The organism is Paraburkholderia phymatum STM815 (genome assembly GCF_000020045.1).
Classification (GTDB): domain Bacteria; phylum Pseudomonadota; class Gammaproteobacteria; order Burkholderiales; family Burkholderiaceae; genus Paraburkholderia; species Paraburkholderia phymatum.
On the sequence record NC_010623.1, the window covers coordinates 1,232,724 to 1,247,186 of the forward strand.

At 63.2% G+C, this 14,463-nt stretch carries 13 protein-coding genes; 10 read left to right on the plus strand and 3 right to left on the minus strand.

The genetic code is table 11. From position 1 onward, the window contains the following. Positions 1-4: 4 nt before the first annotated feature. From BPHY_RS21340 to BPHY_RS21355, 4 genes are read left to right on the plus strand one after another with little or no spacing between them, the layout of a single operon-like run. On the plus strand, positions 5-1,501 hold the full coding sequence (locus tag BPHY_RS21340; protein ID WP_012403534.1) for an aldehyde dehydrogenase: 1,497 nt from the start codon (positions 5-7) through the stop codon (positions 1,499-1,501). 13 nt (positions 1,502-1,514) lie between these two features. Beyond that, positions 1,515-2,480, plus strand: coding sequence for a VOC family protein (locus BPHY_RS21345; RefSeq protein ID WP_012403535.1), 966 nt, complete (start codon positions 1,515-1,517; stop codon positions 2,478-2,480). After that, on the plus strand, positions 2,473-3,729 hold the full coding sequence (locus BPHY_RS21350) for an NAD(P)/FAD-dependent oxidoreductase (protein ID WP_012403536.1): 1,257 nt from the start codon (positions 2,473-2,475) through the stop codon (positions 3,727-3,729). The genes BPHY_RS21345 and BPHY_RS21350 overlap by 8 nt, the downstream gene beginning before the upstream one ends. A gap of 23 nt (positions 3,730-3,752) precedes the next feature. Then, complete coding sequence (locus BPHY_RS21355; RefSeq protein WP_012403537.1) at positions 3,753-5,156, plus strand: MFS transporter; 1,404 nt, start codon at positions 3,753-3,755, stop codon at positions 5,154-5,156. Between the two features lie 283 nt (positions 5,157-5,439). Here BPHY_RS21355 and BPHY_RS21360 read toward each other — a convergent pair whose 3' ends face one another. Further along, complete coding sequence (locus BPHY_RS21360; protein ID WP_012403538.1) at positions 5,440-6,189, minus strand: SDR family oxidoreductase; 750 nt, start codon at positions 6,187-6,189, stop codon at positions 5,440-5,442. Between the two features lie 72 nt (positions 6,190-6,261). Continuing rightward, complete coding sequence (locus tag BPHY_RS21365; RefSeq protein ID WP_012403539.1) at positions 6,262-7,221, minus strand: GlxA family transcriptional regulator; 960 nt, start codon at positions 7,219-7,221, stop codon at positions 6,262-6,264. 150 nt (positions 7,222-7,371) lie between these two features. On the opposite strand from BPHY_RS21365, the gene BPHY_RS21370 reads away from it, so the two are divergent. From BPHY_RS21370 to BPHY_RS21390, 5 genes are all read left to right on the plus strand, one after another. After that, positions 7,372-7,587 carry a hypothetical protein gene (locus BPHY_RS21370; RefSeq protein WP_012403540.1) on the plus strand — a complete coding sequence of 72 codons (216 nt, stop codon included), beginning with the start codon at positions 7,372-7,374 and terminating at the stop codon, positions 7,585-7,587. After that, a complete protein-coding gene (locus BPHY_RS21375; RefSeq protein ID WP_012403541.1) occupies positions 7,578-8,504 on the plus strand; it encodes a LysR family transcriptional regulator in 927 nt (308 codons plus the stop codon). Before BPHY_RS21370 ends, BPHY_RS21375 begins: the two co-directional genes overlap by 10 nt. Before the next feature lie 110 nt (positions 8,505-8,614). Beyond that, on the plus strand, positions 8,615-9,808 hold the full coding sequence (locus BPHY_RS21380; RefSeq protein ID WP_012403542.1) for a CaiB/BaiF CoA transferase family protein: 1,194 nt from the start codon (positions 8,615-8,617) through the stop codon (positions 9,806-9,808). Continuing rightward, positions 9,805-10,752 (plus strand): hydroxymethylglutaryl-CoA lyase, encoded by a 948-nt coding sequence (locus BPHY_RS21385; RefSeq protein WP_012403543.1) that lies wholly within the window; start codon positions 9,805-9,807, stop codon positions 10,750-10,752. The genes BPHY_RS21380 and BPHY_RS21385 overlap by 4 nt, the downstream gene beginning before the upstream one ends. Before the next feature lie 67 nt (positions 10,753-10,819). Continuing rightward, positions 10,820-12,163 (plus strand): MFS transporter, encoded by a 1,344-nt coding sequence (locus BPHY_RS21390; RefSeq protein WP_012403544.1) that lies wholly within the window; start codon positions 10,820-10,822, stop codon positions 12,161-12,163. A 65-nt stretch (positions 12,164-12,228) separates the two neighbouring features. Here BPHY_RS21390 and BPHY_RS21395 read toward each other — a convergent pair whose 3' ends face one another. Further along, the gene (locus BPHY_RS21395; protein WP_012403545.1) at positions 12,229-12,954 is read right to left on the minus strand and encodes a GntR family transcriptional regulator; all 726 of its coding nucleotides are present in this window, start codon (positions 12,952-12,954) and stop codon (positions 12,229-12,231) included. 145 nt (positions 12,955-13,099) lie between these two features. On the opposite strand from BPHY_RS21395, the gene BPHY_RS21400 reads away from it, so the two are divergent. After that, positions 13,100-14,320 (plus strand): pyridoxal-phosphate-dependent aminotransferase family protein, encoded by a 1,221-nt coding sequence (locus tag BPHY_RS21400; RefSeq protein ID WP_012403546.1) that lies wholly within the window; start codon positions 13,100-13,102, stop codon positions 14,318-14,320. The last annotated feature ends 143 nt before the right edge of the window (positions 14,321-14,463 follow it).

Genomic DNA, 14,463 nt, shown 5'->3' on the forward strand with positions numbered 1-14,463 from the left:
CGCCATGCCTCATACCGACATCATTTCGTCTCTCGTGCCCACCGCCGATATCTTCGTCGGCGGCGAATGGAAGCGTGGCCGCGGCGCGCTGTACGCGAGCGTCTATCCCGCCGACGGCTCGGTGAATGCCGAGATTACGACGGCCGACGCCGACGACGCGCGCGAAGCCGTCGAAGCCGCCGACCTCGCGTGGCGCAAGCCGAACTGGTCCGGTCTGAAGCCGCATCAGCGCGCGCTGATCCTGTACCGCATCGCCGAATCGATCATGGCGAAGCACGAAGTGCTCGCGCAACTGCAACGCCGCGACAACGGCAAGCCGATCAGCGAAACGCGCGTGCTCGTGGCGAGCGCCGCGAACACGTTCCGCTACTTCGCGGCGTGCCTTGAAACGCTCGACGAAGACGTCACGCCTTCGCGCGGCGACTATCTGACGATGAGCGTGCATGAACCGATCGGCGTGATCGCGGCGATCACGCCGTGGAATTCGCCGATCGCATCGGATGCGCAAAAGCTCGCGCCCGCGTTGGCTGCCGGCAACGCCGTCGTGCTTAAACCCGCCGAAGTGACGCCGCTGGCGTCGCTCGCGCTTGCCCGCATCTGCGAGGAAGCAGGCGTGCCGAAGGGCGTGCTGAGCGTGCTGCCCGGTAAGGGTTCGGTAATCGGTGACGTGCTGGTGCGTCATCCTCTCGTGAAGAAAGTGTCGTTCACGGGCGGCACCGAAGTGGGTCGCGGCATCGCGCGCATCGCAGCGGACAAGCTGATGCCCGTGTCGCTCGAACTGGGCGGCAAGTCGCCGACGATGGTTTTCGAAGACGCCGACCTCGATCATGCCGTGAACGGTGTGTTGTACGGCATCTTCAGTTCGTCGGGCGAGGCGTGCATCGCCGGTTCGCGTCTCTTTGTGCAGCGGTCGATCTATCCCGAGTTCATGAAGCGGCTGACGGAGAAGGCGCGCCAGCTGCGCATCGGCGATCCCGCGAGCGAAGACACGCAGATGGGACCGCTGATTACCGCGAAGCATCGCGAGTCGGTGGAGCGCTATGTGGCGCTCGGCCTCGAAGAGGGCGGACGCCTGCTGTGCGGCGGCGAACGCCCCGTCGGCGACAACCGCGAGCAGGGCTTCTTCTATCAGCCCACGATCCTCGAAGGCCTGTCTAACAGCGCGCGCATCTGTCAGGAGGAAATCTTCGGACCGGTGCTGGTCGCGATGCCGTTCGACGACGAAGCGTCGCTGATCGCGGCAGCGAACGACAGCGTCTTCGGCCTCGCAGCGGGCATCTGGACGCGCGACTACAAGCGCGCCTGGCGCGTCGCGCGTGCGCTCGAAGCAGGCACGATCTGGATCAACACTTATAAGCTGTTCTCGATTTCGACGCCGTTCTCGGGCTGGAAGGAAAGCGGCATGGGCCGCGAGAAAGGCCGCGTCGGCATTCGCGAGTACATGCAGCAAAAGAGCCTCTACTGGGGCTTGAACGACGCCCCGCTCGCGTGGGCGAACTGAAAAGGCACGCAACATGAGCATTCTCGGCATTGAACAGATCACCTACGGCGTGACGGATCTTGAGACCTGTCGGCGCTTTTTCGCCGACTGGGGCATGAAGGAAACCGCGCACGACGAAACACACGCGCGCTTCGAAACGCTGAACGGCTGCACGGTGCTCGCCGTAATGGCGAACGACGCGTCGCTGCCCCCCGCATTCGAAGAAGGCCCGACGCTGCGCGAAGTGACGTGGGGCGTGGCAGCTGTCGCCGATCTCGACACATATCGCGAAAGCCTGAAGGGCGCGCAGGGCTATTACTCGAACGACGATGCTGTCGGCTGCATCGATCCGAATGGCATGGCGATTCGCATCGAAGTAACGCGCAAGCGTGCCATCGATGTGCACGGTTCGCCGTCGAACGTGTGGGGCCAGACGCTGCGCGTCGATACGCCGAGTCCCGTCTATGAGCGCGCCGAACCCGTCGAAGTGGGCCACGTCGTGTTCTTCACGAACTGTCTCGCAGAGCAGGAAAAGTTCTATCACGAGCGGCTCGGCTTCGAAACATCGGACCGTTATCCGGGCCGTGGCGCGTTCATGCGGTGTGCGCCGCACGGCGGCCATCACGACCTTTTCCTGTTGCAGCTGCCGGCGGGCAAGCGAGGCCTGAACCACGTTGCGTTTACGGTGCGCGACATCCATGAAGTGTTCGGCGGCGGCATGCATATCAGCCGCCGTGGCTGGGAGACGCAACTCGGGCCGGGACGTCACCCCGTTTCGTCGGCGTACTTCTGGTACTTCCAGAATCCGGCGGGCGGCTTGATCGAATACTACGCAGACGAAGACCAGTTGACGCCCGAGTGGCAGCCGCGCGAATTCGAACCGGGTCCGACCGTGTTTGCCGAATGGGCAATCGATGGCGGCATCGACGGCAACACGCGCCGTCAAAAGAATGCGAAGGCGCCGGAAGGCAAGTTCATGACGGAGCGCAAACATGACTGACGCTGCTAACTCAAACGTCGCGCCGCACGCGGACGCGCCGCAAACCATCGTCGTGATCGGCGGCGGCCAGGCGGCGGGCTGGGTCGTGAAGACGCTGCGCAAGACGGGCTTCGCAGGCCGTCTGGTGATGATCGCAGACGAGATCCATCTGCCGTATGAACGGCCGCCGTTGTCGAAGGCGGTGCTGTCCGGCGACGCGGACATCGATACGGTGCGCCTGTTCGCCACCGACGATTTCGCTTCGCTCGCAGTCGAAGCGTGGCAACCGGACGTTGCCGTGGAAATCGATCGCGAGCGACGTATCGTGCGCACTCAGTCGGGCCGCGACGTGCAGTACGACCGGCTCGTGATCGCAACGGGCGGCGCGCCGCGCAAGCTGCCGGATTCGATCGTGAAGACGGATCACGTCGCGTATCTGCGCACGCTCGATGAAGCGTCGGCGCTCGGCGAGCGTCTGCGCAACAGCCAGCATGTGCTGGTGATCGGCGGCGGCTGGATCGGTCTCGAAGTGGCGGCGACGGCACGCAGGCTCGGCGTCGCGGCAACGGTGGTGGAAGGCGCGCCGCGTTTGTGCGCGCGGTCGGTGCCGCCCGCTGTGTCGGACTTTCTGCTGGAACTGCATCGTGCGAATGGTGTGGATGTGCGATTGAACGCTGCGCTCGCGTCGCTCGACGCGCATCCGGCGGACGCCGGCAAAGTGCGTGCGACGCTCGCGGACGGCACGGCTATCGACGCCGATTTCGCCGTCGCGGGCATCGGTCTCACGCCGCATACGTCGCTGGCTGAAGCCGCGGGCTTGCCGGTGAACGACGGCATCGTCGTCGACGAGCACGGCATGACGAACGACCCGCGCGTCTTTGCGTGCGGAGACGTCGCGAATCATCCAAGCGCGTGGTTGAAGCGGCGCGTGCGTCTGGAGTCGTGGGCGAATGCGCAGAACCAGGCAATCGTCGTCGCGAAGGCGATGCTCGGCCAGTTCGAGCCGTATGCGGAGATTCCGTGGTTCTGGTCGGATCAGTTCGACGTGAACCTGCAGATTCTCGGCGATATTCCCGCCGACGCGCAGCTCGTTGTGCGCGGCGACGTGAGCGCGCGGCGCGCGACGCTCTTCCATGTCGCGGACGGCGGCGTTCGCGGCGTGATCGCGATCAACACGCCGCGCGACCTGAAGCTCGCGCGCAAATGGATGACTCAGGGGCGCACAGTCGATGTCGCGGCTCTGGCCGATGCCGACAAGGCGCTTGCATAACAGATACGGGGCGGAGACAGCGGATGAGTACTATCGACAACACGTTTGAGGCACAGAGCAGCGCGGGTGTCTCCGGTCCCGCGACGCGCGGATCGATCATTGCGCGGCTCGAACGATTGCCCGCGAACGCGATGCTGGTGCGTGCGCGAATCCTGATCGGACTCGCGACCTTCTTCGACGGTTTCGACGTCATCGCGATCGCCGCGACGCTGCCGATCCTCATCGGCAAATGGCATCTGACGCCGTGGGACGTCGCGCTGCTGATCGGCGCGAGCTCGGTCGGCCAGCTGATCGGCGCGTTTCTGTTTCCGTGGTACGCGGAGCGCCACGGCCGCGTAAAAGCGATTGCGCTGAGTTCGGGCGTAATCGGCGTCACGAGTATTGCATGCGGCTTCGCGCCGTCGTTCGCGGTGTTTTTCGCGCTGCGCATCGTGCAGGGCATCGGGCTTGGCGGTGAGTTGCCCGTGGCCGCGACGTACATCAACGAGATTTGCCGTGCGCATGGGCGTGGGCGCTTCGTGCTGTTGTATGAAATCGTGTTTCCCGTCGGGCTGCTTGCATCGAATGCGCTCGGCGCCTGGATCGTGCCGCGTTTTGGTTGGGAAGCGATGTATTTCATCGGCGGCGTGCCGTTGATCCTGTTCTTCGTGCTGCGCAAGCTCGTTCCCGAATCGCCGCGCTGGCTCGCTGAACGCGGCCGCATGAGCGAAGCCGCCGATGCCGTGCATGCTTTCGAGCGCACCGCGAAGACCGCGCTGCCGCCGATGGGCGATCCGGCGAGCTTCGAGTCGATGGTTGCGCGTCACCCAAAGCGCAAGATGAGCGATCTGTTCGGCAAGGCTTATTGGAAGCGTTCGGCGGCTGTCGCGATGCTGTGGATGACGTGCGGCGTGATCCAGTACGGTCTGTCGACGTGGCTGCCCACCATCTATCGCACGGTGTATCACGCGCCGTTGCAGCTCGCGCTGAATCTGGCTGTCGCTGCTTCCGTGCTGGGCGTCCTCGGTTCGCTGCTATGCGCGATGCTCGTCGACAAGGTGGGCCGCAAGCCGATCATCAACTGGTCGTTCATGTTGTGCGCGTTATCGCTGGCGCTGGCTGGCGTGTTCCATGACGCCTCCGTATATGTCGTCGCGATGTGCTGTGCGTTTGCGCTCGGCTGGCTTGCGTGCGGGTTCATTACGGCATACGTGTACACGCCGGAACTGTATCCGACGAGCATCCGTGCGTTCGGATGCGGCGTCGGCGGCGCGTGGCTGAAGCTGGCGGCGATCTTCGCACCGACGCTCGTGTCGAAGACGATGATCGGCGGCAATCTCGATGTCGCGTTCTATCTGCTGGCCGTCGTGCCGTTCCTCGCCGCGCTGGTCGTGCAGTTCCTCGGCATCGAGACGAAGGGGAAGGTGCTGGAGCAGCTCGAGGCTTGAGCGTTCGCTTCTCTTGGCGCGGCTGATGGTTGGGCCACGATCGCGGTTTGACGCCTATCGTGGCCCAAGGTGTTCATGGGTGAGGGTTTTCGGGAGTGAGCTATGCGGTGCGCGATTATGCACCGCAAGCGTTCCGATGGGTAGGCGGGAGAAAGAAAAACCCCTTGTTTCAGGGCAGTTTTGTGGACCTGTGAACCGGCGTCGAGCCGCGCAAGCAACTGTCGAACTGAACTGCGTGGCTCAAAGGTGAGTCTTTTCGGGACTTCGCGTTCAGGTGAGGCTGCTACGTCTGCGGCAACTCCCTCACATCGGCAGTCGCCACCGCCCCAAACGTCTCGCTCAGTACATAGTCGACCAGCTTCGCAGCCGACTCTTCCGGCGTCGACAGCTTGCCGCTACGCTTCAACTCTTCGAACTTCTCGCGCATCGGAAACCGTTCCAGTTCCGTGCCGCGAATTTCCGCCTGCATGTTCGTATCGACGACACCGGGCGCAACGCTGCAGATGCGCAGCGCGCGGTTCTGGTCGAGCGCGACGGAGCGTGCATGATGATCCAGGGCCGCCTTCGTCGCGCAGTAGATGCTCCAGCCCGCATACGGATGGCGCGCCGCGCCGCTCGAAATATGCACGATGCGGCGGTCGCTCGCATCCGGGCTTGCCGTGGCGAACGCGCTCGCCAGCATCAGCGGGGCGGACACATTCAGCGTCACCGCTTGCGCGATCGCCGCGACGTCTTGCGCTTCGATGGGACCGATAGGCTGCACCATGCCCGCATTGTTGAACAGCAGCACGGTTTGCGCATCTTTGAGGAAGTTGCGCAACGTGTCGCCCGCTACGAATTGCGTGAGGCGTTCCGCGTCCGACAGGTCGACTTCGACCTGATCGAAGCCGGCTTGACTGGCAAGCGCCTGATTGCGCGAGCGCGAAATGCCGAGCACTGCGATGCGTTGCGCAAGCAGCCGTTCTGCGAGCGCCGCGCCGAGCCCGCGCGTATGACCCGTGACAATGGCCCGAACGGAAGTAGTAGCGTTCATGTCGATGTGCAAGAAGGCGTTGACGAGCCCGTCATTTTCTCACGCACGGTCGACGCGTGCTGGCCATTGCGCTCACGCTTGCCGGAAGCGCTCGCGGTACTGAGCCGGCGTCGCGCCGATACGCCTCGTGAAGACGATGCGCATGCGGTCGGCCGTGCCGAAGCCGCAGTCGTAGGCAATTGCCTTGAGCGCCGCGTCGCTGCTTTCGAGCAGCTTGCGCGCCGCATCCATCCGCGCGCGCTCGACGAATTCATGCGGCGTTACGCCCGTTCCCTGCACGAAGATGCGCGCGAAGTTGCGCGCGCTCATCCCGGCGACGTCGGCGAGCTGCTTCACGGAGAAGTTATGCTGGATGTTTGCCATCACGTGCGTCTGGACTTTTGCCACGGGCGACGTCTCGTCGGCGGGCGCTGTCAGGTAAGGACTGAACTGGGATTGTCCGCCCTGGCGCTGCGAAAACACCACGAGGCGCTTCGCCACTTTCAATGCGGTTTGCGGGCCGTGATCTTCAGTGACGAGTGCAAGCGCGAGATCGATGCCCGCCGTCACGCCCGCCGACGTCACGAGCCGCTCGTCGCGCAGATAGATACGGTCGAAATCGACGCGCGCCTTCGGGAATTGCGTCGCGAGTTGCTGCGCGTGCTGCCAATGCGTTGTGACATTGCGATCGTCTAGCAGGCCCGCATGGCCCAGCGCGAACGCGCCCGTGCAGATTGAGCCATAGCGCTTGCAACGCGACGCGACATTCGCCAGCCATGCCGTGACACGCGTGTCGGGAGCGACCTCCGGCAAAGCGGGACCGCCTGCGATCAACGCGAGATCGAACGTGCTGTGCCTGTCGTCGAACGTTTCGTCCGGAACGAGCCTGATGCCGTTGGACGCGCGCAATGGCGCGTTATCCGCGGCGAGCAGTGTCACTTCATAGCGGTCATTGCCGTCGATGAACAGGTTAGCTTCGGCGAAGACATCGAAGGGACCGGCGACGTCCAGCGCCTGGACGCCCGGAAAGATCGCTATGGCAACGCTCGGCATTCAGTGTCCTCGCAGACGACGACGCGTCATGAAAACGGGCGCAGACGACGTATGGTTGTCAGGTTTCGCTGGTCCGCGGATGTTGATGGGCGAGGCCGCACGACGAATAGTGAAGCCATCGACAGCCTCGAATCACACGAGGAACGCGGAATGGAACAGGATAGCAAATCCGCTTATAAAGCCGATGCCAAGGTGCACGACGCAGATCCGGCGCATCGCCAGCGCCTGAGGGACGAGGCGCTGACGATACTTTCCCGGTGGGCGACCCGATTCCGCAGCTATGTTGTGGTGAACGCGAGCGCTGGCGGCGAGGTCGCGGCACAATATGACGCAATCCAATGCATCGATTATCTGTCATGGTCCTGAAGAATCTGCTCCGCCGCCTCGACCTCACGACCCTGCAACTCTTCATCGCTGTCTATGAGGAAGGCACGCTGACGCGCGCCGCGGAACGCGAGGCCATCGCGGTATCTGCCGCGAGCAAGCGGCTGCTCGAACTGGAGCAGGCCGTCGGCGCGACGCTCTTTCAGCGCAACGCACGAGGCATGACGCTCACGCCGGCGGGCGAAACGCTGCTGCATCATGCACGGCGCGTGATGCGCGGCATCGAGAACATCGGCATCGAGCTTGCGGGCCACGCGAGCGGCGTGCGCGGCTATGTGCGGATGATGGCGAACCTCTCCGCGATCGTCGAATTCCTGCCCGAAGATCTGCGCGCGTTTCTCGCTGTCAACGACCGTGTGAAGATCGACCTCGAAGAGCGGCCGAGCGGCGGCGTGGTCGAAGCCGTGGCCGACAGTCTCGCCGACCTCGGCATCTGCTCTGGCGAAGCGGACGCGCGCGGTCTCGAAGTGACGCACTACCGGCACGACGCGCTGTGCGTCGTGATGCGCGACGATCATCCGCTTGCGGCGCGCGAAAGCGTTGCGTTCGAAGAAACGCTAGACAGCGATCACGTCGGCTTGCATTCAGCCAGTTCGATCAACGCGCGCACGCACATGGCCGCGCGCCAGGCTGGCAAGGCGCTCAAGCTGCGCATCCACGTGCCGGGCTTCGACGCCGTGTGCCGGATGGTGCAGGCGGGCATGGGCGTCGGTGTGCTGCCCATCAACGTGTACCGCATCATGGGGCGGCCGCTCGGCCTCGCTGCCGTTGCGCTCGAAGACGAATGGTCCGAGCGCGACCTCATCATCGTGACGCGCGACTCGGCGCGTCTTTCGCCCGTCGCAAGGCTGCTGTTCGATCATTTGCGCACGGTCGAAGCCTTGTCCGGCAAGGACTAACGCCGAGCGTTCGCGTTTCGCGAACGGTCCTTGGCGAAATGCGGTTGGACGCCTGGGCGGCCGCGCTTCTAATCTTGTCTCCAACATGAAATCAGATTGGAGACAGCACGATGAGTGGTCCATTGCAGGGTATTCGCGTCGTCGAAATCGGCACGCTGATCGCGGCACCGTTTGCCGCGCGCCTGCTCGCTGAATTCGGCGCCGAAGTCATCAAGATCGAAGCACCCGAAACGGGCGACCCGCTGCGCAAATGGCGCAAGCTGCATGAAGGCACATCGCTCTGGTGGTATCTGCAATCGCGCAACAAGAAGTCGATCTGCGTGAATCTCAAGTCGCCGGAAGGCGCGGACGTCGTCAAGCGTCTGGCCGCCGACGCCGACATCGTCATCGAAAACCTGCGTCCCGGTGCGCTCGAAAAGCTCGGCCTCGGCTGGGACGTGCTGCACGCGATCAACCCCCAGCTCACGATGGTCCGCATTTCCGGCTACGGGCAGACGGGCCCGTATCGCGATCGTCCCGGCTTCGGCGCGATCGGCGAAGCGATGGGCGGCATCCGCTACACGACGGGCGATGTCGATGGCGCGCCCGCGCGTGTCGGTGTGAGCCTCGGCGATTCGCTCGCGTCGCTGCATGGCGTGATCGGTGCGTTGATGTCGGTGCTGCGCGTGAAGACAGGACAAGGCGACGGACAGGTAGTGGACGTATCGCTTGTCGAAAGCGTGTTCAACCTGATGGAAAGTCTCGTGCCCGAGTACGATCTGCTCGGCCACGTGCGCGAGCGTAGCGGCGGCGCGCTGCCGGGCATCGCGCCGTCGAACACGTATCGCACGGAAGACGGCGGTTTCGTCGTGATAGCGGGCAATAGCGATCCGATCTTCAAGCGGCTGATGCAGGTAATCGGCCGTCCCGATCTCGCCGACGATCCCACGCTTGCGCGCAACGACGGCCGCGTCGCGCAGAACGCGATGCTCGATGCCGCAATCACGGCATGGACTTCGCATCATTCGATCGACGACGTGCTCGCCGCGCTCGAATGCGCCGGCGTGCCGTCAGGCCGCATCTATTCGGTCGCCGACATCGTTGCCGATCCGCATTATCAGGCGCGCGAGATGTTGCTGAGGGCAGACTTGCCGGGCGGTGCATCGGTGAAGATGCCGGGCATCGTGCCGAAGCTGTCGGAGACGCCGGGCGAAGTGCGCTGGCAAGGTCCCGCGCTCGGCGAGCATACGGCGAGCGTGCTTGCCGATCTCGGCTATGAACAGGACGAAATCGAGCGGCTGCGCCGCGAAGGAGCCGTGCAATGAACTTCGAACAGGAACATTTCGACACGCTTATCGTGCAGGAAGTCGCGCCGCGCGACGGCTTGCAGATCGAACCCACGTGGGTCGAAACGGCTGACAAGATCGCGTTGATCGATCAATTGTCCACGGCGGGCTTCACGCGCATCGAGGCGGGTTCGTTCGTGTCGCCGAAAGCGATTCCCGCGCTACGTGACGGCGAAGCCGTGTTCACGCGGATCCAGCGACGCCCGGGCGTGATCTTCGTCGCACTGGTGCCGAACCTGAAGGGCGCCGAGCGTGCATTGAACGCGCGTGCCGACGAACTGAACCTCGTGATGTCCGCGAGCCAGACGCACAACCGCGCGAATATGCGCATGAGTTGCGAAGCATCGCTCGATGCGTTCGGCGACATCGTGCGGCTCGCACAGCACTTCCCCGTGTCGATGAATGCCACGGTAGCGACGGCTTTCGGTTGTCCGTTCGAAGGCAAGATTGACGAAGACCGTGTCGTGTCGATCGTCGATGCATACCGGGAGATGGGCATCAGCGGCATCACGCTCGCCGATACGACGGGCATGGCGAATCCGCGCCAGGTCGCGCGGCTCGTGAGACGCGTGCTGCGACGCGCGCCCGCCGATACGCTCACGCTGCACTTTCACAACACGCGCGGGCTGGGCCTCGCCAATGTGCTGGCCGCGTATGAAGCGGGCGCGCGCCGCTTCGATGCGGCGCTCGGCGGGCTGGGCGGCTGTCCGTTCGCGCCGGGCGCGTCGGGGAACATCTGCACGGAAGACCTCGTCAACATGTGCGACGAAATGAGCATTCCGACGGGTATCGATCTGCAGAAGCTGATCGCGTTGTCGCGCACGTTGCCTGCATTGCTCGGTCACGACGTGCCGGGCCAGCTGATGAAAGCGGGCCGCAACTGCGACGTGCATCCCGTGCCCGACTACGTGCGCAGCATCTGAACCTCGATTCACTCGTACAACAACATCACGACCAGACGGCCATTCCCGCTGGCAAAGGAGACACACAATGAGCACACCGGGCGCAGTTGCGGCAGGCAGCCGTGACGACAAGCTATCGGCAACCGCCGACATCATTAAAAAGGTCACATGGCGGCTGATGCCGCTCGTCATGATCTGCTACCTGTTCGCGTTCTTCGACCGCATCAATATCAGCTTCGCAAAGTTTCAGCTGCAAACGGACCTCGGCTTTTCGGATACGGCATACGGTCTTGGCGCGAGTCTCTTCGTGATCGGCTACGTGCTGTTCGAAGTGCCCAGCAACATGCTGCTGTACAAGGTCGGCGCGCGTAAGTGGATCGCGCGGATCATGATTTCATGGGGTCTCGCGACGGCCGCGATGGTCTTCGTGCAGAACGAATGGCAGTTCTATGGCCTGCGCTTTCTAATCGGCGCGATGGAAGCGGGCTTTGCGCCGGGCGTGCTTTACTACCTGACGCTGTGGTTTCCGGCGAGCTATCGCGGGCGCGTCACGTCGCTGCTGTTCCTCGCGTCGGCTTTCTCGGGTCTCGTCGGCGCGCCGCTTTCGGGTCTGGTGCTCGGTCAGATGGACGGTGTGTTCGGTATTCGCGGCTGGCATTGGCTGTTCATGCTAGGCGGCCTGCCATGCATCGTGCTCGGCATCCTCGTGCTGAAGGTGCTGAAGGACCGAATCGAAGACGCGGGCTGGCTGTCGGCCTCAGAGAAGACTTATCTGTCGAGCCAGATCGCGCAACAGGCGCAGCCCACGACGCACGGTCATTCGCTGCCCGGCGCGATTCGCACCCCCGGCTTTCTGACGCTTGGCCTGATTTACTTCCTCATTCAGATCGCGTCTTATGGTCTCAACTTCTGGGCGCCGCATCTGATCCGCGCCGCAGGCACGCAGAACCCGACGATCATCGGTCTGCTGACGGCCGTTCCGTATATCTGCGGTGCGATCTGCATGGTCGTCGTGGGGCGCTTGTCGGACGCGACGGGCGAGCGCCGCAAGTTCGTGAGCGCGCTGCTCGTGATGGCGGCAATCGGCTTCTTTGCTGCAGGCTATTTCGACAAGCAGACGGTGATGCTGGTCGTCGCGCTGGCCGTGCTGGGCGCAGGCGTGATCGCGTCGATTCCCGCGTTCTGGGCGCTGCCGCCGAAGCTCGTGACGGGCGCGGGCGCTGCGGGCGGCATCGCACTGATCAATACGCTCGGACAGTTGGGCGGGATCGTGAGCCCGGTGATGGTGGGCCGTGTGCGCGATGTGACGGGCAGCACGACGCCGGCGTTGTATGTGATCGGCGCACTGAGCCTGGTCTGTGCGTTGATCATTTTGTATGGTCTGCCGCAGACGTTGCGGCAGAAGGATCATACGGGCCGAAGTGGCGCATGAACTGCTGATGGTCGAATAAAAAACGCACGGCAGCGAGCCGTGCGTTTTTTCATTTAAGTCCTGAATCAAGCCTTCAACTTCGCAGCCGCCGCATCTTCGCGAGATTGAATCTGCAGCACCGCATCGCGCTTATCCAGCAGATGCTGACGCAAAATTGCGCTCAAGCGCTTGCCGTCACGCGCTTCCAGCGCCTTCAGCATCTCGTCGTGGTCATGAATCGCGCTGTCCCACTTCGGGATCTGGAAGTTCGAGCGAAAGCGCAGCGCCTGCAACCTGCGATTTACCGCGATATACGCCTGACGCAGCGCCGAGTTGCGCGCTGCCTCGTTGATTTTGTCGTGGATCGCCTGATTGCGGCTGTAGTAGCCGGCCAGATCGTTCTGTGTGCGGCACGCGAGCATCGCGTAATGCAGCGCCTTGATCTCGGTGAGTTCAGCGGCCGTGATGCGCTCTGCCGCGAGTTCGCCCGAGAACGCCTCTAGCCCGCTCATCAGTTCGAATGTCTCGCGCATCTCCGCTTCCGACATCTTCGAGACCGACGCACCACGGTTCGGCTCGATCTCGATCAGTCCTTCGGCGGCGAGCACCTTCAGCGCCTCGCGCAACGGCGTCCGCGAAATGCCGAGCGTTTCGCAGAGTTCGCGTTCGTTCAGTTTCTTGCCCGGCTCCAGCACGCCTTCAACGATAAAACGCCGGATGTGTTCGACCACCGTGTCGTGCAAACGCTGGCGCTCGACCTTCGGCATCACGGGAGGCGGTGTCAGGCCTGCATCAATGTCCGAATTTTGCATACAAAAATCCTCAAGCACGATTTGCACCGATTTTAAATCAAGCCGGTCTTTCCGAGGTACCGCGAGGGTAAACCCCGCCTTGGGATTGTCATGATTCGTTTGTTATAGTTTTTTGCATGCAAAATTCAATCCAGGAGATCGACCGATGCTGAAGCTCGACTTTCATCCCGCAGGCCGCCACTTTTTGCAGATTCCCGGTCCGAGCCCGGTGCCCGACCGCATTTTGCGGGCGATGAGCTATCCGACCATCGACCATCGCGGCCCTGAATTCGGCGCGCTAGGCCTGAAAGTGCTGAACGGCATCAAGAAGATCTTCAAGACGCAGCAGCCGGTCGTGATCTATCCGGCGTCGGGCACGGGTGCATGGGAAGCCGCGCTGTCGAACACGCTGAGCCCCGGCGATCACGTGCTGATGTTCGAGACGGGACACTTTGCGACGCTGTGGAAGAAGATGGCCGAGAACCTCGGCCTGAAGCCGGAGTTTCTCGGCTTGCCCGGCATCGAAGGCTGGCGGCGCGGCGTACAGCCGCAAATGATCGAAGCCCGTCTGCGCGAGGACACGCAGCATGCGATCAAGGCCGTGTGCGTGGTGCACAACGAAACCTCGACGGGCGTCACGTCGGATATCGCCGCGGTGCGCCGCGCAATCGACGCGGCCAGTCATCCGGCGCTTCTGCTCGTCGATACGATCTCGGGCCTCGCTTGTGCCGACTATCGTCACGACGAATGGGGCGTGGACGTCACCGTGTCGGGTTCGCAGAAGGGCTTGATGCTGCCGCCCGGCATCAGCTTCAACGCGGTATCGCCGAAGGCGATCGAAGCGGGCAAGCATGCGAAGCTTCCGCGCGCCTTCTGGGACTGGACTGAAATCATCGAAATGAACAGGAGCGGCTACTGGCCATACACACCGAACACGAATTTGCTGTACGGGCTGTCGGAAGCGCTCGACATGATTCTCGGCGAAGGGCTCGACAACGTGTTCGCACGTCACGACCGCCTTGCCGAAGCTTGCCGTCGCGCGGTGCGCGCGTGGGGTCTCGAGATTCAGTGCGATGACCCATCCGTGTTTAGCCCCGTGCTGACGGGCGTGATGATGCCGGACGGGATCGATGCGGACGCGGTGCGCAAGGTGATCTACGAACGCTTCGACATGTCGCTCGGCACGGGCCTCGGCAAGATGAAAGGGCGCATGTTCCGCATCGGGCATCTTGGCGACTGCAACGATCTCACCCTGATGGCAACGCTGGCGGGCGTCGAAATGGGTCTGCAAATAGCGGGTGTTCCCGTTGCGGCGAGCGGCTTGCCCGTAGCGATGGAGTTCCTGATGTCGCAGCCGAATACGCCGAAGCTCAAAGCAGCCGCCTGAGCTGCCGACTATCCGGCGACAAGGAAGCGCAAACGGCGACATTGCTTCCGTCGCTCAGCGCCACGCACGAGCATCCACGAAGTTGAGCGGCGCCTGGCCAGCGCGAAGCAACGCAACGAACGAAAGACAAACACGCAAGCGAA

Excerpts from the sequence above, each read along its gene's own strand:
- BPHY_RS21340 (WP_012403534.1), top strand. The coding sequence starts at position 5 with ATGCCTCATACCGACATCATTTCGTCTCTCGTGCCCACCGCCGATATC.
- BPHY_RS21345 (WP_012403535.1), top strand. The coding sequence starts at position 1,515 with ATGAGCATTCTCGGCATTGAACAGATCACCTACGGCGTGACGGATCTT.
- BPHY_RS21350 (WP_012403536.1), top strand. The coding sequence starts at position 2,473 with ATGACTGACGCTGCTAACTCAAACGTCGCGCCGCACGCGGACGCGCCG.
- BPHY_RS21355 (WP_012403537.1), top strand. The coding sequence starts at position 3,753 with ATGAGTACTATCGACAACACGTTTGAGGCACAGAGCAGCGCGGGTGTC.
- BPHY_RS21360 (WP_012403538.1), bottom strand. The coding sequence starts at position 6,189 with ATGAACGCTACTACTTCCGTTCGGGCCATTGTCACGGGTCATACGCGC.
- BPHY_RS21365 (WP_012403539.1), bottom strand. The coding sequence starts at position 7,221 with ATGCCGAGCGTTGCCATAGCGATCTTTCCGGGCGTCCAGGCGCTGGAC.
- BPHY_RS21370 (WP_012403540.1), top strand. The coding sequence starts at position 7,372 with ATGGAACAGGATAGCAAATCCGCTTATAAAGCCGATGCCAAGGTGCAC.
- BPHY_RS21375 (WP_012403541.1), top strand. The coding sequence starts at position 7,578 with ATGGTCCTGAAGAATCTGCTCCGCCGCCTCGACCTCACGACCCTGCAA.
- BPHY_RS21380 (WP_012403542.1), top strand. The coding sequence starts at position 8,615 with ATGAGTGGTCCATTGCAGGGTATTCGCGTCGTCGAAATCGGCACGCTG.
- BPHY_RS21385 (WP_012403543.1), top strand. The coding sequence starts at position 9,805 with ATGAACTTCGAACAGGAACATTTCGACACGCTTATCGTGCAGGAAGTC.
- BPHY_RS21390 (WP_012403544.1), top strand. The coding sequence starts at position 10,820 with ATGAGCACACCGGGCGCAGTTGCGGCAGGCAGCCGTGACGACAAGCTA.
- BPHY_RS21395 (WP_012403545.1), bottom strand. The coding sequence starts at position 12,954 with ATGCAAAATTCGGACATTGATGCAGGCCTGACACCGCCTCCCGTGATG.
- BPHY_RS21400 (WP_012403546.1), top strand. The coding sequence starts at position 13,100 with ATGCTGAAGCTCGACTTTCATCCCGCAGGCCGCCACTTTTTGCAGATT.